Raw genomic sequence first — 18,616 nt, 5'->3', positions numbered from 1 at the left:
TTCGCGCTTCTTGTTGTAACTTCTTTTTATGCTAGACTGGTAGAAAATATTTTTAAATGGAGGAGAAGTATGGAATCAATCTTTTTAAAACTAGCTCATTATCCCATAGTCGAGACTGAGCGTTTATTGCTTAGACCTGTAACTTTGGATGATGCAGAAGCTATGTTTGAGTATGCCTCGGATAGAGAAAATACGCGCTACACTTTTCCAACTAATCAAAGCTTGGAAGAAACCAAGAATAACATTGCTCAGTTCTACTTGGCCAATCCCTTGGGACGCTGGGGAATAGAACTAAAAAGCAATGGTCAGTTTATTGGAACCATTGACTTGCACAAGATTGATCCTGTTATTAAGAAGGCAGCTATTGGCTACATTATCAATAAAAAGTATTGGAATCAAGGATTGACGACAGAAGCCAATCGTTCCGTAATTGAGCTAGCTTTTGAGAAGATAGGGATGAATAAGTTGACCGCCCTTTACGATAAGGATAATCCCGCATCTGGCAAGGTCATGGAGAAATCAGGCATGCGTTTTTCCCATGCAGAACCATATGCTTGTATGGACCAGCATGAAGAAGGCCGAATTGTTACAAGAGTTCATTATGTCTTGACCAAGGAAGACTATTTTGCAAATAAATAAGCAGTTGAAAAGAAATTTTCGACTGTTTTTTCTTCCTCTTACGAATAATCTAAGAGAGGAGAAAATATGGAAGCAATTATCGAAAAAATCAAAGAGTATAAAATCATTGTCATCTGTACTGGTCTGGGCTTGCTTGTAGGAGGATTTTTCCTGCTAAAGCCAGCTCCACACACACCTGTCAAAGAAACGAGTTTACAGGCTGAAGTCGCAGCTGTGTCCAAGGATTCATCGACCGAAAAGGAAGTGAAGGAAGAACCGGTTGAACAAGATCTAATCACAGTAGATGTCAAAGGTGCTGTCAAATCACCAGGGATTTATGATTTGCCTATAGGTAGTCGGGTCAATGATGCCGTTCAGAAGGCAGGTGGCTTGACAGAGCAAGCAGACAGCAAGTCGCTCAATCTAGCTCAGAAAGTTAGTGATGAGGCTCTGGTTTACGTTCCCACTAAGGGAGAAGAATCATCTAGTCAACAGGCAGGTTCTGGGACGACTTCTTCAACAAGCAAAGAAAAGAAGGTCAATCTCAACAAGGCAAGTCTGGAAGAACTCAAGCAGGTCAAAGGACTGGGTGGCAAACGAGCTCAGGATATTATCGACCATCGTGAGGCAAATGGGAAATTCAAGTCGGTTGATGAACTCAAGAAAGTCTCTGGCATTGGTGCCAAGACCATAGAAAAGCTAAAAGATTATGTTACAGTGGATTAAGAATTTCCCCATTCCCCTAATTTACCTGAGTTTTCTGTTACTTTGGCTTTATTACGCTATTTTCTCAGCATCCTATCTTGCTTTGTTGGGCTTCGTTTTTCTGCTAGTCTGTCTTTTTTTCCAATTTCCTTGGAAACCAGCAGGCAAAGTTCTAGTGATTTGCGGAATCTTTGCCTTCTGGTTTCTGTTTCAAAATTGGCAACAGAGTCAAGCTGGTCAAAACCTAGAGGATTCTGTTGAAAGGGTACGGATTTTACCAGACACTGTTAAGGTCAATGGTGATAGTCTATCCTTTCGTGGTAAGTCTGATGGACGCATTTTTCAAGTCTATTATAAACTCCAGTCCGAGAATGAAAAAGAAGCCTTTCAAGCCTTAACAGACCTTTATAATATAGAACTAGAAGGGAAGCTTTCGGAGCCAGAAGGGCAGAGAAATTTTGGTGGATTTGACTATCAAGCCTATCTGAAGACTCAGGGAATTTATCAAACTCTCAATATCAAAAAAATCCAGTCACTTCAAAAGGTTGGCAGTTGGGATATAGGAGAAAATCTGTCCAGTTTACGCCGTAAGGCTGTAGTTTGGATTAAGACGTACTTTCCAGACCCTATGCGCAATTACATGACGGGGCTTCTATTAGGGCATCTGGACACAGATTTTGAGGAGATGAATGAGCTTTATTCTAGTTTAGGAATTATCCACCTTTTTGCCTTGTCTGGTATGCAGGTAGGATTTTTCATGAATGGATTTAAGAAACTTCTCTTGCGATCGGGCTTGACCCAAGAAAAGTTGAAATGGCTGACTTATCCCTTTTCTATTATTTATGCAGGGATGACAGGATTTTCAGCATCAGTTATTCGCAGTCTTTTGCAAAAGTTACTGGCACAACATGGTGTTAAGGGCTTGGATAATTTTGCCTTGACGGTCCTTGTCCTCTTTATCGTCATGCCCAACTTTTTCCTGACTGCAGGAGGAGTCTTGTCCTGCGCTTATGCGTTTATCTTGACCATGACCAGTAAAGAAGGCGTGGGTCTCAAGGCTGTGACTAGAGAAAGTCTAGTCATTTCCTTAGGAATATTGCCTATTTTGTCCTTTTATTTCGCAGAATTTCAGCCTTGGTCCATCCTTTTGACCTTTGTCTTTTCCTTTCTATTTGACTTGGTTTTCTTACCGCTCTTGTCTGTACTATTTGCTCTTTCCTTTCTCTATCCAGTCATTCAGCTGAATTTTATCTTTGAGTGGTTGGAGGGGATTATTCGCTTGGTATCGCAGGTGGCAAGTAGGCCTCTGGTTTTTGGACAACCCAATGCATGGCTGTTGATACTACTATTAATTTCTTTGGCTTTGGTCTATGATTTGAGGAAAAATACCAAAAGAGCAGCTGGATTCAGCTTACTTATTGTTAGTCTCTTTTGCTTAACCAAGCATCCACTTGAAAATGAAATCACCATGCTGGATGTGGGGCAAGGGGAGAGTATTTTCCTACGGGATGTAACTGGGAAAATCATTCTCATAGATGTAGGTGGCAAGGCAAAATCTGATAAGAAAATCGAAAAATGGCAAGAAAGGACGACGACCAGCAATGCCCAGCGAACCTTGATTCCCTATCTCAAAAGTCGAGGAGTAGCTAAGATTGACCAGCTAATTTTGACTAACACGGACAAGGAGCATGTTGGAGATTTGTTAGAGGTGACCAAGGCATTCCATGTAGGGGAGATCTTAGTATCAAAAGGCAGTCTGAAACAGAAGGAATTTGTGGTAGAACTACAAGCGACTCAAACTAAGGTGCGTAGTGTGACAGTAGGAGAGAACTTGCCAATTTTTGGAAGCCAGTTAGAAGTTCTATCCCCAAGGAAAATTGGAGATGCAGGTCATGAAGACTCCCTAGTTCTGTATGGAAAACTCTTGGATAAGCACTTTCTCTTCACAGGAAATTTGGAGGAAAAAGGAGAGAAGGAGTTGATGAAGCACTATCCAGACCTGAAAGTAGATGTTTTGAAAGCTGGCCAACATGGTTCTAAAAACTCATCAAGTTCAGCCTTTCTAGAACAGCTCAAACCAGAGATGACTCTCATTTCAGTTGGAAAGAACAATCGAACGAAACTCCCCAATCAGGAAACCTTGACCCGACTGGAAGGTATCAATAGCAAAGTTTACCGAACTGACCAGCGAGGAGCTATACGCTTTAAAGGGTGGAAAAGTTGGAAAATAGAAACGGTTGGTTAATGAGCAGAAACTTTTCAAAAAAATAACTTTTTATCTTGACAAGAGCTAGAAAACTTGGTATCATATAAAAGTTGAGAAAAGCAGAAGTGAGAGCTTCTCGCCTTGTGACATTAAGTTGCCTGGCCCTACGGATGAAAAGTTTCTAAGAAACGCTATCATAACGTGCGGGCTTGTATATTTACGAGTCCGCTATTGTTTTTCTCTAATAAAACAAAAGAGGTGAAAACCATAGCAAAGCAAGACTTATTCATCAATGATGAGATTCGTGTACGTGAAGTTCGCTTGATTGGTCTTGAAGGAGAACAGCTAGGCATCAAGCCACTCAGTGAAGCGCAAGCTTTGGCTGATAACGCTAATGTTGACCTAGTATTGATTCAACCCCAAGCCAAACCGCCTGTTGCAAAAATTATGGACTACGGTAAGTTCAAATTTGAGTACCAGAAGAAGCAAAAAGAACAACGTAAAAAACAAAGTGTTGTTACTGTGAAAGAAGTTCGTCTAAGTCCAACTATTGACAAGGGTGACTTTGATACAAAACTTCGCAATGCACGCAAATTCCTTGAAAAAGGAAATAAAGTTAAGGTATCTATTCGCTTTAAGGGTCGTATGATTACCCATAAAGAGATTGGTGCAAAAGTTTTAGCCGAGTTTGCTGAAGCAACTCAAGATATTGCCATCATCGAACAACGTGCTAAAATGGATGGACGTCAAATGTTCATGCAATTGGCGCCAGCGACTGACAAAAAATAATTGTCAGAAAGTTAAATAAAGGAGAAAAAATCATGCCAAAACAAAAAACACACCGCGCATCAGCTAAACGTTTCAAACGTACAGGTTCTGGTGGACTTAAACGTTTCCGTGCTTACACTTCTCACCGTTTCCACGGAAAAACTAAGAAACAACGTCGTCATCTTCGTAAAGCATCTATGGTGCATTCAGGAGATTACAAACGTATCAAAGCAATGCTTACTCGCTTGAAATAATAGCTTGACTGTAAGTAAACAATTCTAGGAAATATTTGGAGGAAATAAAACATGGCACGTGTTAAAGGTGGCGTTGTATCACGCAAACGTCGTAAACGTATTCTTAAATTAGCAAAAGGTTACTATGGAGCTAAACACATCTTGTTCCGTACTGCAAAAGAACAAGTAATGAACTCTTACTACTATGCATACCGTGACCGTCGTCAGAAAAAACGTGACTTCCGCAAATTGTGGATCACTCGTATCAACGCGGCAGCTCGTATGAACGGACTTTCATACTCACAATTGATGCATGGTTTGAAATTGGCTGAGATCGAAGTTAACCGTAAAATGCTTGCTGACTTGGCTGTTAACGATGCAGCAGCTTTCACAGCTCTTGCAGATGCAGCTAAAGCAAAACTTGGTAAATAATAACAGATAAGACTGGAACAGGATTGTCCCAGTCTTTTTAAAAATAAAGGAGAAAAATATGGCTTCAAAAATGCTACATACTTGCTTGCGAGTAGAAAATCTTGAAAAATCAATTGCATTTTATCAAGATGCTTTTGGATTTAAAGAATTGCGTCGCAGAGATTTTCCAGACCATGCCTTCACGATTGTCTATCTAGGTCTTGAGGGTGATGACTATGAGTTGGAGTTGACTTATAACTACGATCATGGTCCTTATGTGGTTGGAGATGGATTTGCCCATATCGCCCTAAGTACACCTGATCTTGAGGCGCTTCATCAAGAGCATAGTGCCAAAGGTTATGAAGTGACTGAGCCAAATGGTCTACCAGGAACTGCACCAAACTATTACTTTGTCAAAGATCCTGATGGCTACAAGGTTGAAGTCATTCGTGAAAAATAATCTCGTGAAGTCAAGTGGAATGTTCGTTTTCTACTTGACTTTTTTTAGCTGAAAGAGTATACTAATAAAAATTTAACCTTTAAGGGGAGTCCAGAGAGACTCACAAGGTGTCAGATAAAAGAATAGTGCAATTTTCTAGAGGAGACTTTTTGAGTGTGCTCTCTTCTGTTGTACGATTTTAACTGAGGCCTTGCACTAGCAAGGTCTTTTCTTTGTCTGGTCCCCTTAAAATTTAAGGAGGAAAAGTCATGAATCCCACATGTAAGAAACGTTTGGGTGCCATTCGTTTGGAAACCATGAAGGTGGTAGCACAGGAGGAAATCGCGCCAGCAATCTTTGAATTAGTTCTAGAAGGAGAAATGGTTGAAGCCATGCGAGCAGGCCAATTTCTTCATCTGCGTGTGCCTGATGACGCCCATCTCTTGCGTCGTCCTATTTCAATTTCGTCTATTGATAAGGTAAAGAAGCAGTGTCATCTCATTTACCGGATTGAAGGAGCTGGGACAGCTATTTTTTCAACCTTAAGTCAGGGAGATACTCTTGATGTGATGGGACCTCAGGGGAATGGATTTGACTTGTCTGACCTGGATGAGCAGAGCCAGATTCTCTTAGTTGGAGGGGGGATTGGTGTACCTCCTTTACTTGAGGTGGCCAAGGAATTGCATGCGCGTGGAGTAAAAGTAGTGACAGTCCTTGGTTTTGCGAACAAGGATGCTGTTATTTTAGAGACGGAATTAGCTCAATATGGTCAAGTCTTCGTAACGACAGATGATGGTTCTTATGGTATCAAGGGAAATGTTTCCGTTGTTATCAAGGATTTAGACAATCAATTTGATGCTGTTTACTCATGTGGGGCGCCTGGAATGATGAAGTATATCAATCAAACCTTCTATAACCATCCAAGGGCCTATCTATCTCTGGAATCTCGTATGGCTTGTGGGATGGGGGCTTGTTATGCCTGCGTCCTAAAAGTGCCAGAAAGCGAGACGGTCAGCCAACGCGTCTGTGAAGATGGCCCTGTTTTCCGCACAGGAACAGTTGTATTATAAGGAGAAAATCATGACTATAAATCGTTTACAAGTTTCTCTACCTGGTTTGGATTTGAAAAATCCGATTATTCCAGCATCAGGCTGTTTTGGTTTTGGACAAGAGTATGCCAAGTACTATGATTTAGACCTTTTAGGTTCTATTATGATTAAGGCGACAACCCTTGAACCACGCTTTGGCAATCCAACTCCAAGGGTGGCAGAAACACCTGCTGGTATGCTCAATGCAATTGGCTTGCAAAATCCGGGTTTGGAGGTTGTTTTGGCTGAAAAGCTACCTTGGCTGGAAAGAGAGTATCCAAATCTTCCTATTATCGCCAATGTGGCTGGTTTTTCAAAACAAGAGTATGCGGCTGTTTCTCATGGGATTTCCAAGGCAGCCAATGTAAAGGCTATCGAGCTCAATATTTCTTGCCCCAATGTAGATCACTGTAATCACGGACTTTTGATAGGTCAAGATCCAGATTTGGCTTATGATGTGGTGAAAGCAGCTGTGGAAGCCTCTGATGTACCAGTTTATGTCAAATTAACTCCTAGTGTGACCGATATCGTTACTGTCGCAAAAGCTGCAGAAGATGCGGGAGCAAGTGGCTTGACTATGATTAATACTCTGGTTGGAATGCGCTTTGACCTCAAAACCAGAAAACCAATCTTGGCCAATGGAACAGGTGGGATGTCTGGTCCAGCAGTTTTTCCAGTAGCCCTCAAACTCATCCGCCAAGTAGCCCAAATAACAGACCTGCCTATCATTGGAATGGGGGGAGTGGATTCGGCAGAAGCTGCACTAGAAATGTATCTGGCTGGAGCATCTGCCATTGGAGTTGGAACAGCTAACTTTACCAATCCATATGCCTGTCCTGATATCATCGAAAATCTGCCAAAAGCCATGGACAAATACGGCATTAGCAGTCTAGAAAATCTACGCAAGGAAGTAAAAGCCAGCCTTAGATAAGCTAGACCATCCTTATTGTCAATAAGAAATAGAATTTTCATCATTTTGTAATATTTTCTTCTTTTAACTATGTTAGAATAAAGTTAATTACGAATGATGTAGACGAATAACTACTTAGGGGAGTAAAATGAAGAGAACACTACTTGTAAGCACGGCAGTGCTTGCATTGGCAATTGTGCCCACAACATCAGTCTTTGCTGAAGATAGTAAAACAACGGACCAAAGTCAAACGACGAATAAGAGTCAATCTGTGGACAAAAATCAGTCTAAAGATAAAAATCAGACTCCAGCTTCAGAAGAGAAAAAAGTTGTTGAAAATACAAAGAATGAAGCTGAAAAGACGGAAAAAAAGAAAGAACCAGTTGTTGTAAAAGAAAATAATTCTAAAAAAGAGGCTATTCCAAATAAAGAAAAAGTTGAAGAAGCTCATAAGAATGGTTGGCAGAAAGAACATGGGAAATGGCTTTTTTATGAGAATAATCAACCAATCAAAAACTGGAAAAAGATTGCGAGTGTCTGGTATTTCTTTGATCAAAATGGAATCATGGCTAGCAATACTATTGTTAATGACTATGCTTTTCAAACTAGTGGAGCAATGGTAGAAAATTCCTGGGTAAAAATTGCGGATAAATGGTACTATGCTACAGATTCAGGAAAGATTGTTCGTAATAGATGGGAAAAAATTAGCAATGTTTGGTATTACTTCAAGCAAGATGGAGTTATGGCTAGCAATGTTCTAGTGAACGATTATCTTCTTAATAGTAGTGGAGCAATGGCTCATAATGCTTGGGTGAAGATTACTGATAAATGGTATTATGCTACAGATTCAGGAAAAATCCTTCGTAATAAATGGGAAAAGATTAAGGGCACATGGTACTATTTTAACAGTGATGGTGTGATGGCTAGTAATCAGTGGAAAGATGATTACTATCTAAAAAATAGTGGAGCAATGGCTCATAATGCTTGGGTGAAGATTACTGATAAATGGTATTATGCTACAGATTCAGGAAAGATCCTTCGTAATAAATGGGAAAAGATCAAGGGCACATGGTACTATTTTAACAGTGATGGTGTGATGGCTAGTAATCAGTGGAAAGATGCTTACTATCTAAAAAATAGTGGAGCAATGGCTGAAAAAGAATGGATTTTTGATAAATCTTATAATAGCTGGTTTTACCTAAAATCAGGTGGTGCTTATGCTTCACGTGAATGGATTGGTGCTTATTACCTCAAATCTGGTGGTTATATGGCCAAGAATGAATGGATTTTTGATCCTAACTACAATGCATGGTACTACCTGAAAGAAGATGGAAGCTATGTTACTGGTAGTTTTAATATTAAAAATAAAGAGTATTTCTTCCAGAGTAATGGAAAGTGGATTCAAAGTCCAAAATATTTTAAGGTTAAACCAATCACAGCCTATATTTATAGCGAATCAGGAGATATTTTGAGCTATGTCAATCAGGGAAGTATTGTGACCTATGATGCCTCTAAAAGCAAGGGTAATCGTCTAGCTGTTTCAATATCAGGCTTGTCCGGTTATATGAATCAAAGTGATTTGGCTTTAGTTGATGAAGGAAGTGAGTTTATTCCTCACTATACTACAGATGGAAGATTCCTATACCATGAACTTTCTCCATACACTAGTATACGGGTAGCTCCACATACTTCAGCTATGAAAATTGGTAAGAAGTATTATTCAAAGGATGGAGAACATTTCGATGGGTTTACTATCAAAAATCGTTTCCTTTTCAAGAATTTAACTGAACCAACCAACTATAGTGCGGATGAATTAAATAGAGTTTATTCGATTATGAATATCCGAAACAGTCGTCTTGCCGATAAAGGAGCAATTTTTAAGGAAGCTGAAAAACGTTACGGTGTCAATGCTCTCTATTTAATGGCTCACAGTGCGCTAGAAAGTGCTTGGGGACGTAGCCAAATTGCTAATGATAAAAATAACTTCTTCGGTATAGCTGCTTACGATACCAGTCCCTATGATTCAGCTAAGAAATTTGATGATGTAGACAAAGGAATTCTTGGTGCGGCCAAGTGGATTCGTGAGAACTATATTGACCGTGGAAGAGATCATCTTGGAAATAAAGCGACAGGAATGAATGTACGCTATGCATCAGATCCGTACTGGGGTGAAAAAATAGCTAGTATCATGATGAATATTAACAGTCGACTTGGTGGAAAAGATTAAAAGATAAGCAACGATAACTGCTGAAAAGTGGTTGTCGTTTTTTTATTTAACTATTATGCTTTACAAACTAGTGTGAAAGTGGTATATTATAGATGAAGCTACTAGTAGGTATTACAAAATAGATAGAAGGAGGAAGGGATGAAGGAAACTCAACTATTAAAAGGTGTTCTTGAAGGTTGTGTCTTGGATATGATAGGTCAAAAAGAGCGATATGGCTATGAGCTGGTTCAAACATTGCGAGAGGCTGGATTTGACACTATCGTTCCAGGAACTATTTATCCTTTGTTGCAAAAGTTAGAAAAAAATCAATGGATAAGAGGCGATATGCGCCCGTCGCCAGATGGTCCAGATCGGAAGTATTTTTCGTTAACGAAAGAAGGAGAAGAGCGTGTTTCGGTCTTTTGGCAACAATGGGACGATTTGAGTCAAAAAGTAGAAGGAATTAAGAATGGAGGGTAAACCATGACGAAAATGAAATATTATGAAGAAACAAGCGCTTTGTTGCATCAGTTTTCTGAGGACAATCAGCAGTATTTTGAGGAACTGTGGGATAGTTTTAATCTTGCTGGATTTCTCTATGATGAGGACTACCTCAGAGAGCAGATCTATTTGATGATGCTAGATTTCTCAGAAGCAGAACGAGATGGCATGAGTGCAGAGGATTATCTAGGTAAGAATCCTAAAAAAATAATGAAAGAGATGCTCAAGGAAGCACCTCGCAGTTCTATCAAGGAGTCCCTTTTGACGCCAATTCTTGTCCTAGCGGTATTACGTTATTATCAACTATTAAGTGATTTTTCTAAAGGTCCTCTCTTAACAGTCAATTTGCTTACTTTTTTAGGGCAACTTCTTCTTTTTCTGATTGGATTTGCTCTTGTGGCCACAATCTTACGTTGGGGCTTAGTCCAAGATTCTCCTAAAATGAAAATTGGCACTTATATTGTCGTTGGGATTATAGTTCTTCTAGTTGTTCTAGGATATGTAGAAATGGCAAGTTTCATACAAGAAGGAGTCTTAAATCTTCCGGCTCCCTGGGATAGTTTATCTGTCTTTACGATTTCGCTGGTCATCAGTATTTGGAATTGGAAAGAAGAGTTTTTTCGTCCCTTTAACAGTATGATTATTGCCCATCTTGTGGTAGGTTCTCTGCTTCGTTACTATGAGTGGATGGGAATTTCAAATGTTTTTCTTACAAAAGCTATTCCTTTAGCTGTCCTCTTTATTGGTATCTTTCTCATGTTCCGTGGATTTAAGAAGATAAAATGGAGTGAAATATAGTCAAAAAGCCGTTGCAAAGCGGTTTTTTGTTATAATGAAGGGAAGAATGTTAGAAATTAAAGGAGCAAAAATTTGATGAGATACATAACTCTTGGTCAAGATGACAAAGAATTATCAGAAATTGTTCTCGGAATGATGAGAATAAAAGATAAGTCTGTAAAAGAAGTTGAAGAGCTTGTAGAAACAGCACTTTCTGTTGGAATCAATGCCTTTGACTTGGCTGATATTTATGGTCGTGGTCGTTGTGAAGAACTGTTAGGTCTTGTCCTAAAAAATCGTCCAGATTTAAGAGAAAAGATGTGGATTCAGTCCAAATGTGGCATTCGCATTGAAGAATTTACCTATTTTGATTTTTCTAAGGACTATATTATAAAATCAGTTGACGGAATTTTGCAAAGATTGAAGATTGATCATCTAGATAGCTTGCTCCTTCATCGACCAGATGCTTTGATGGAATCTGACCAAGTAGCAGAAGCCTTTGATCTCCTTTATAAACAAGGTAAGGTTCGAAATTTTGGAGTTTCTAATCAAAATCCTATGATGATGGAGTTACTTAAAAAAGATGTCAAGCAGCCGTTAGCTGTTAATCAGCTACAATTGAGTGCGGCTTTTACTCCAGGATTCGAATCAGGTTTTCATGTTAATATGGAAGATAGTCAAGCAGCTATGCGAGATGGCAGCATTTTTGAATATTGCAAATTACACGATGTGGTCATTCAAGCATGGTCTGTCTTACAATTTGGGTATTTTAAAGGGAATTTTGTTGGAAATGAGAAATTCCAAGCTTTAAATCAAGTACTTGATCGTTTAGCTACTAAATATGGAGTAACCTCTTCAACTATTGCCATTTCTTGGATATTGCGTTATCCAGCAAAAATGCAGGCAGTCGTAGGTACAACAAATCCAAAGCATTTGATAGAAGCTAGCCAAGCGACAAACTTTAGCTTAACAAGAAAAGAATGGTATGAAATTTATCTTGCTGCAGGGAATGATTTGCCCTAGGTAGAAGCAGATGTAAATAAATCACAGTCAAAAAACCGTTTTAAAGCGGTTTTTTTGTTATAATGAAGTGAAGATTTATCGATATAAAAGGAGAAAACCATGACATTTGAAGAGATCCTGCCTGGATTAAAGGCTAAGAAAAAATATGTACGAACTGGTTGGGGAGGGGCTGAAAACTATGTGCAGCTTTTTGACACCATTGAACAAAACGGGGTTGCACTTGAAGTGACGCCCTACTTTCTAATCAACGTGTCTGGAGAAGGAGAAGGTTTTTCCATGTGGAGCCCGACACCTTGTGATGTTTTGGCGACGGATTGGGTAGAAGTCCATGACTAGACGTGTACTCATTACAGGAGTGAGTTCAGGAATTGGCTTGGCTCAAGCTCAACTTTTTTTAGAGAATGACTATCAAGTTTATGGAGTGGACCAAGGTGAAAATCCACTCTTAGAGGGTGATTTCCACTTTTTACAGAGAGATTTGACCTTGGACTTGGAACCTATTTTTGACTGGTGTCCTTGTGTGGATGTTTTGTGTAATACTGCTGGAGTTTTGGATGATTACAAACCACTGTTGGAACAAACAGCGCAAGAAATTCAAGAAATTTTTGAAATTAACTATGTGACTCCTGTTGAGTTGACTCGGTATTATTTGACACAAATGTTGGAAAATAAAAAGGGAATCATCATCAATATGTGCTCTATCGCTTCTAGTCTAGCAGGCGGTGGAGGACACGCCTATACTTCATCTAAGCATGCTTTGGCTGGCTTTACCAAGCAGTTGGCTCTAGACTATGCTGAAACTGGGATTCAGATCTTTGGTATCGCTCCAGGAGCAGTAAAGACAGCTATGACCGCTGCGGACTTTGAGCCAGGTGGCTTAGCAGACTGGGTGGCGAGTGAAACACCAATCAAGCGCTGGATTGAGCCAGAAGAAATAGCAGAGATTAGCCTTTTCTTAGCAAGTGGGAAAGCGAGTGCCATGCAAGGACAAATATTGACAATAGATGGTGGCTGGTCTTTGAAGTAGGGAGAATAAAGTTAATAAAAAGGAGCGCCCATGACACCGCAAAAAATGTGGAATGCCTACAAGCAAATCAATCCCTCAATTGGAGATGAGATAGATGCCTGGGCTTTTGGAGTAGATGCCGATCTCTTGGCAGATTTGGTTTTAAGAGGCGAAAAAACTGCAACAGCATCAGCTTATGATCTCTACGCACTAGAAGGCGAATTTCTTCCGCAAGATGGGACCTTTGAAGTCATTTTAGATAGTCAAAATCAGGATGTCTGTATTGTTGAAATTACAAAGGTTTCTGTCCAGCCCTTCAATCAAGTTTCTGCTGACCATGCCTACAAGGAAGGAGAGGGAGATAAATCCTTAGCTTATTGGCGGCAGGTTCATGAGGACTTCTTCACTGAGTGGCTGCGCGAGGCAGGACTGACTTTTACACCTGACAGTAAGGTTGTTTTAGAAGAATTTCGCAAGGTCTACCCACTGTAGACTGTTAGACGGAAGAAAGTTTTGGAAATCACCGTCCAATCCTTTTTTCTCAGGCAAAACATGATATAATAAGTTTGTTTGAAGAAGAGCTCTAGCTCTTAAACTTAGAATAGGAGAAAACTATGCAAGCAGTTGAACATTTTATTAAGCAATTTGTTCCTGAACATTATGATTTATTTTTAGATTTGAGTCGTGAGACCAAGACGTTTTCAGGGAAAGTGACCATCACTGGGCAAGCACAGAGTGACAGCATTTCCCTTCATCAAAAAGACTTGGAAATCGCCACTGTAGAAGTTGCAGGGGGAGCTCGACCATTTACAGTTGACCATGACAATGAAGCTCTTCATATTGAATTAGCTGAGGCTGGTCAAGTTGAAGTGGTTATCGCTTTCTCAGGAAAAATTACAGACAACATGACAGGGATTTACCCATCTTACTACACAGTTGATGGAGTGAAGAAGGAAGTATTGTCTACTCAATTTGAGAGCCATTTTGCGCGCGAAGCCTTCCCATGTGTGGATGAGCCAGAAGCCAAAGCAACTTTTGACCTTTCTCTACGTTTTGACCAAGAAGAAGGTGAATTGGCCTTGTCTAACATGCCAGAAATCGATGTTGAAAACCGTAAGGAAACAGGTATCTGGAAGTTTGAGACAACACCTCGTATGTCCTCTTACTTGTTAGCCTTTGCTGCGGGTGATTTGCAAGGTGTGACGGCTAAAACTAAAAACGGTACCCTCGTAGGTGTTTATTCAACCAAAGCTCACCCACTATCAAACCTTGATTTCTCACTGGATATCGCTGTTCGCTCTATCGAGTTTTACGAAGATTACTATGGAGTTAAATACCCAATCCCTCAATCTCTCCACATTGCCCTTCCTGACTTCTCAGCTGGAGCTATGGAAAACTGGGGTCTTGTGACCTACCGTGAAGTTTACTTGGTTGTGGATGAGAACTCTACCTTTGCCAGCCGTCAACAAGTTGCCCTTGTTGTGGCCCATGAATTGGCTCACCAATGGTTTGGTAACCTCGTAACTATGAAATGGTGGGATGACCTTTGGCTCAATGAAAGCTTTGCTAACATGATGGAGTACGTCTGTGTGGATGCTATTGAACCAAGCTGGAATATCTTTGAAGATTTCCAAACAGGTGGTGTTCCGTCTGCCTTGAAACGTGATGCTACTGATGGTGTTCAATCTGTTCACGTCGAAGTGAAACATCCAGATGAAATCAATACGCTCTTTGACGGAGCTATCGTCTATGCCAAAGGAAGCCGCCTCATGCACATGCTTCGTCGTTGGCTAGGTGATGCCGATTTTGCCAAAGGTTTGCATGCCTACTTTGAAAAACATCAATACAGCAATACAATTGGTCGTGACCTTTGGGATGCTCTTGGTCAAGCATCTGGACGTGATGTTGCAGCCTTCATGGATTCTTGGTTGGAACAACCTGGTTACCCAGTACTTACTGTCAAAGTTGAAAATGATGTTTTGAAGATTTCACAAAAACAATTCTTCATCGGCGAGCACGAAGACAAGAACCGTCTCTGGGTGGTACCACTTAACAGCAACTGGAAAGGATTGCCTGATACACTTGAAACTGAAAGTATTGAAATTCCTGGCTATGCAGCCCTTCTTGCTGAAAATGAAGGAGCTCTTCGTCTCAACACTGAAAATACAGCCCACTACATTACAGACTATCAAGGAGATTTGTTAGATGCAGTTCTTGCTGACCTAGTTGAGCTTGATAACACAAGCAAACTGCAAATCGTCCAAGAACGTCGCTTGCTTGCTGAAGCAGGGCATATTTCTTATGCTGACTTGCTTCCAGTCCTTGATAAACTTGCCAAGGAAGAGTCTTACCTTGTGGTTTCAGCTGTTTCTCAAGTGATTTCTGCTCTTGAGCGCTTTATCGATGAAGGAACAGAGGCTGAAACGGCCTTCAAAGCATTAGTTGCTAAATTGGCTCGTCACAACTATGACCGTCTTGGTTTTGAAGCTAAAGATGGCGAATCAGATGAGGATGAATTGGTTCGTCAGTTGGCTGTTTCTATGATGATTCGCTCAAACGATGCAGAAGCTAGTCAAGTCGCTAGCCAAATCTTCGCGACTCACAAGGAGAATCTTGCAGGACTTCCAGCAGCTATTCGCTCACAAGTTCTGATCAATGAGATGAAACATCATGAGGCTAAAGACTTGTTAGCACTTTATCTTGATACTTATACTCACGCAACAGATGCTGTCTTTAAACGTCAGTTGGCAGCAGCTCTTGCATACAGTACAGATGCGGATAATATCCAAAACTTGATTACTTCTTGGAAGGACAAATTTGTGGTTAAACCACAGGACTTGTCTGCTTGGTACTTCCAGTTCTTAAGCCATCAGGCAACTCAGGAAACAGCATGGTCTTGGGCTCGTGAAAATTGGGCTTGGATTAAGGCAGCTCTTGGTGGAGATATGAGCTTTGATAGCTTTGTTATCCTTCCTGCTCACGTATTTAAGACTCAGCAACGCTTGGCAGAGTACAAGGAATTCTTTGAACCGCAACTTTCTGACCTTGCTCTTAGCCGTAATATCGGTATGGGAATCAAGGAAATTGCAGCGCGTGTTGACTTGATTAACCGTGAAAAAGCTGCAGTGGAAGTAGTCGTTCTTCAATACGGAAATGCATAAATAAGCCTAAATAAAAAGAAAACTCAGCTATCTCATGTAAAATGCAGAGAGTTGAGTTTTTTTTAAGGCAAATTTGGTATAATGGTTTTATTAAGGAGGAGTTTCTCATGATAAAAATCTTATTGGTTGAGGATGACCTAGGCCTGTCAAATTCAGTATTTGACTTTTTAGACGATTTTGCGGATGTCATGCAGGTATTTGATGGGGAAGAAGGTCTCTACGAAGCTGAAAGTGGCGTCTATGATTTGATTTTGCTCGATTTGATGTTACCTGAAAAAAATGGCTTCCAAGTCTTGAAAGAATTGCGTGAAAAGGGAATTACGACTCCAGTTCTGATCATGACTGCCAAGGAAAGTTTGGATGACAAGGGACATGGATTTGAACTGGGAGCAGATGATTATCTGACTAAACCTTTCTACCTAGAAGAACTCAAAATGCGGATTCAAGCGCTTCTCAAACGTTCAGGTAAATTTAATGAAAACACCTTGACTTATGGAAATATTGTGGTTAATTTGTCAACCAATACCGTTAAAGTCGAAGATACTCCTGTCGAATTGCTAGGTAAAGAGTTTGATTTATTAGTTTATTTCCTTCAAAATCAAAATGTTATTTTGCCTAAGACTCAGATTTTTGATCGTCTATGGGGATTTGATAGTGATACAACGATTTCGGTTGTCGAAGTCTATGTTTCAAAAGTCCGTAAGAAATTAAAAGGAACCACTTTTGCAGAGAATTTGCAAACCTTGCGTAGTGTTGGGTATATTTTAAAAGATGTTCAGTAAACTAAAAAAAACATGGTATGCGGATGACTTTAGTTATTTTATCCGTAACTTTGGTGTCTTCACTCTGATTTTTTCCACCATGACTCTAATTATTTTGCAGGTTATGCATTCAAGTCTCTATACTTCGGTGGATGATAAGCTCCACGGACTGAGTGAAAATCCTCAGGCGGTTATTCAGCTTGCGGTAAATAGGGCAACAGAAGAGATTAAAGATTTAGAGAATGCCGCTACAGATACTAGTAAGACTGAGATAAAACCCAATGTCAGTTCAAACACAGAAGTCATTCTTTTTGATAAGAATTTTACCCAGCTCCTTTCTGGAAATCGATTTTTGGGATTGGATAAGATTAAGTTAGAAAAGAAAGAATTAGGTCATATCTATCAGATTCAGGTATTTAATAGCTATGGACAGGAAGAAATCTATCGCATGATCTTGATGGAAACGAATATCAGTTCGGTTTCAACCAATATCAAGTATGCAGCTGTCTTGATTAATACCAGTCAGTTGGAGCAAGCAAGTCAAAAGCATGAGAAATTGATTGTGATCGTGATGGCAAGTTTCTGGATTCTATCTTTGCTTGCCAGTCTCTATCTGGCTAGGGTCAGTGTTCGTCCTTTACTTGAAAGTATGCAGAAGCAACAGTCTTTTGTGGAAAATGCCAGTCATGAGTTACGAACTCCACTTGCAGTTTTGCAAAATCGCTTAGAGACCCTTTTCCGTAAGCCAGAAGCTACCATTATGGATGTGAGCGAAAGCATTGCCTCGAGTTTGGAAGAAGTCCGAAATATGCGTTTTTTGACGACAAACTTGCTGAACTTAGCTCGTAGAGATGATGGGATTAAGCCGGAACTTGCAGAAGTTCCAACCAGTTTTTTCAATACGACTTTCACAAACTATGAAATGATTGCTTCAGAAAATGACCGTGTCTTTCGTTTTGAAAATCGCATCCATCGAACGATTGTAACAGATCAACTTCTTTTGAAACAGCTGATGACCATCCTATTTGATAATGCTATCAAATATACTGAGGAGGATGGTGAAATTGATTTTATGATTTCAGCGACTGATCGTAATCTTTATTTGCTAGTTTCCGACAATGGAGTCGGTATTTCAGCAGAAGATAAGAAGAAAATTTTTGACCGTTTTTATCGAGTAGACAAGGCTAGAACCCGTCAAAAAGGTGGTTTTGGTTTAGGTTTATCCCTAGCCAAGCAAATTGTAGATGCCCTAAAAGGAAGCATTACTGTCAAAGATAATAAACCAAAGGGAACAATCTTTGAAGTGAAGATTGCCATCCACACACCATCTAAAAAGAAAAAATAAAAATATCGCTCCAGATGGGGCGATATTTTGGATTTATCTTCTACGTTTTCGCTTGATAATAGATCGTTGAACTTTTAAGACAAGTAAGCTGGATCCGATTGCTGTGGCAAAGGCAAGAGCAGTTGATAATTTTAATGCTAAAAAGATAAAACTAAAGATAGCAATACAGATACAAAAAACAGCGATATTAACAAAAAATAGGATTTCCTTGAGATTGGCATCAGATTGCGCTTCAGGTGTATAATCTTGATAGCGAGGAACCTGCTGGCTTAATTCTTCTTGATTGTCTACCTCATAGGATTGTAATTTTCTTACGGGCATTATTCTCTCCTTAACAGTACATACCTATTTTATCATTTTTTCAGCAGAGAATTATTACAGAAAGGTTACAATAAGAATAAAGTCCCTTTTCATTTTTAAAGAATGGCTGATTTTCCAGAAATGTGGTATAATTTTTC

At 39.8% G+C, this 18,616-nt stretch carries 20 protein-coding genes and 1 other annotated feature; of the genes, 19 read left to right on the top strand and 1 reads right to left on the bottom strand.

The window, feature by feature from the left end:
* Positions 1-69 precede the first annotated feature (69 nt).
* The 19 genes from KB197_RS06385 (at position 70) to ciaH (ending at position 18,158) form a co-directional block, all read left to right on the top strand.
* Positions 70-639, top strand: coding sequence for a GNAT family N-acetyltransferase (locus tag KB197_RS06385; protein WP_064275880.1), 570 nt, complete (start codon positions 70-72; stop codon positions 637-639).
* Positions 640-705: 66 nt separating this feature from the next.
* Positions 706-1,344, top strand: coding sequence for a helix-hairpin-helix domain-containing protein (locus KB197_RS06380; protein WP_064275879.1), 639 nt, complete (start codon positions 706-708; stop codon positions 1,342-1,344).
* Entirely contained in the window at positions 1,328-3,568 is a 2,241-nt protein-coding gene (locus KB197_RS06375; RefSeq protein ID WP_064275878.1) for a DNA internalization-related competence protein ComEC/Rec2, read from the top strand. The genes KB197_RS06380 and KB197_RS06375 overlap by 17 nt, the downstream gene beginning before the upstream one ends.
* A 72-nt stretch (positions 3,569-3,640) precedes the next feature.
* Positions 3,641-3,772, top strand: a sequence feature (ribosomal protein L20 leader region).
* 15 nt (positions 3,773-3,787) lie between these two features.
* Positions 3,788-4,318 (top strand): translation initiation factor IF-3, encoded by a 531-nt coding sequence (gene infC, locus KB197_RS06370; RefSeq protein WP_000848180.1) that lies wholly within the window; start codon positions 3,788-3,790, stop codon positions 4,316-4,318.
* 32 nt (positions 4,319-4,350) lie between these two features.
* Entirely contained in the window at positions 4,351-4,551 is a 201-nt protein-coding gene (gene rpmI, locus KB197_RS06365) for a 50S ribosomal protein L35 (protein ID WP_001125943.1), read from the top strand.
* Positions 4,552-4,602: 51 nt separating this feature from the next.
* Positions 4,603-4,962, top strand: coding sequence for a 50S ribosomal protein L20 (rplT, locus tag KB197_RS06360; protein ID WP_000124834.1), 360 nt, complete (start codon positions 4,603-4,605; stop codon positions 4,960-4,962).
* Between the two features lie 58 nt (positions 4,963-5,020).
* Positions 5,021-5,401: a VOC family protein gene (locus tag KB197_RS06355; protein ID WP_000157153.1), complete on the top strand. Its 381-nt coding sequence runs from the start codon at positions 5,021-5,023 to the stop codon at positions 5,399-5,401.
* Positions 5,402-5,649: 248 nt separating this feature from the next.
* Complete coding sequence (locus tag KB197_RS06350) at positions 5,650-6,450, top strand: dihydroorotate dehydrogenase electron transfer subunit (protein ID WP_064275877.1); 801 nt, start codon at positions 5,650-5,652, stop codon at positions 6,448-6,450.
* Positions 6,413-7,399: a dihydroorotate dehydrogenase gene (locus tag KB197_RS06345; RefSeq protein WP_290438327.1), complete on the top strand. Its 987-nt coding sequence runs from the start codon at positions 6,413-6,415 to the stop codon at positions 7,397-7,399. The genes KB197_RS06350 and KB197_RS06345 overlap by 38 nt, the downstream gene beginning before the upstream one ends.
* 127 nt (positions 7,400-7,526) lie before the next feature.
* The gene (locus KB197_RS06340) at positions 7,527-9,605 is read left to right on the top strand and encodes a glucosaminidase domain-containing protein (protein WP_212573505.1); all 2,079 of its coding nucleotides are present in this window, start codon (positions 7,527-7,529) and stop codon (positions 9,603-9,605) included.
* 138 nt (positions 9,606-9,743) lie between these two features.
* Positions 9,744-10,064 (top strand): PadR family transcriptional regulator, encoded by a 321-nt coding sequence (locus tag KB197_RS06335; RefSeq protein ID WP_000665422.1) that lies wholly within the window; start codon positions 9,744-9,746, stop codon positions 10,062-10,064.
* Between the two features lie 3 nt (positions 10,065-10,067).
* Positions 10,068-10,883: a hypothetical protein gene (locus KB197_RS06330; protein WP_212573506.1), complete on the top strand. Its 816-nt coding sequence runs from the start codon at positions 10,068-10,070 to the stop codon at positions 10,881-10,883.
* 75 nt (positions 10,884-10,958) lie between these two features.
* Entirely contained in the window at positions 10,959-11,885 is a 927-nt protein-coding gene (locus KB197_RS06325; RefSeq protein WP_212573507.1) for an aldo/keto reductase, read from the top strand.
* Positions 11,886-11,984: 99 nt separating this feature from the next.
* Entirely contained in the window at positions 11,985-12,221 is a 237-nt protein-coding gene (locus KB197_RS06320; RefSeq protein ID WP_000141913.1) for a DUF2829 domain-containing protein, read from the top strand.
* The gene (locus KB197_RS06315) at positions 12,214-12,912 is read left to right on the top strand and encodes a 3-oxoacyl-ACP reductase (RefSeq protein ID WP_064275873.1); all 699 of its coding nucleotides are present in this window, start codon (positions 12,214-12,216) and stop codon (positions 12,910-12,912) included. The genes KB197_RS06320 and KB197_RS06315 overlap by 8 nt, the downstream gene beginning before the upstream one ends.
* Before the next feature lie 30 nt (positions 12,913-12,942).
* Complete coding sequence (locus tag KB197_RS06310) at positions 12,943-13,383, top strand: ASCH domain-containing protein (protein ID WP_212573508.1); 441 nt, start codon at positions 12,943-12,945, stop codon at positions 13,381-13,383.
* 122 nt (positions 13,384-13,505) lie between these two features.
* A complete protein-coding gene (locus KB197_RS06305; protein ID WP_212573509.1) occupies positions 13,506-16,052 on the top strand; it encodes a M1 family metallopeptidase in 2,547 nt (848 codons plus the stop codon).
* Between the two features lie 107 nt (positions 16,053-16,159).
* The gene (ciaR, locus tag KB197_RS06300; protein ID WP_000590639.1) at positions 16,160-16,834 is read left to right on the top strand and encodes a two-component system response regulator CiaR; all 675 of its coding nucleotides are present in this window, start codon (positions 16,160-16,162) and stop codon (positions 16,832-16,834) included.
* Positions 16,824-18,158 carry a two-component system sensor histidine kinase CiaH gene (ciaH, locus tag KB197_RS06295; protein WP_212573510.1) on the top strand — a complete coding sequence of 445 codons (1,335 nt, stop codon included), beginning with the start codon at positions 16,824-16,826 and terminating at the stop codon, positions 18,156-18,158. Before ciaR ends, ciaH begins: the two co-directional genes overlap by 11 nt.
* A 33-nt stretch (positions 18,159-18,191) precedes the next feature.
* On the opposite strand, the gene KB197_RS06290 is transcribed toward ciaH, so the two are convergent.
* A complete protein-coding gene (locus KB197_RS06290; RefSeq protein WP_212573511.1) occupies positions 18,192-18,479 on the bottom strand; it encodes a DUF3270 domain-containing protein in 288 nt (95 codons plus the stop codon).
* Between the last annotated feature and the right edge of the window lie 137 nt (positions 18,480-18,616).

This window comes from Streptococcus sp. 11-4097 (assembly GCF_018215285.2).
Lineage (GTDB): Bacteria > Bacillota > Bacilli > Lactobacillales > Streptococcaceae > Streptococcus.
This window is presented reverse-complemented; position numbering and strand designations above follow the sequence as displayed.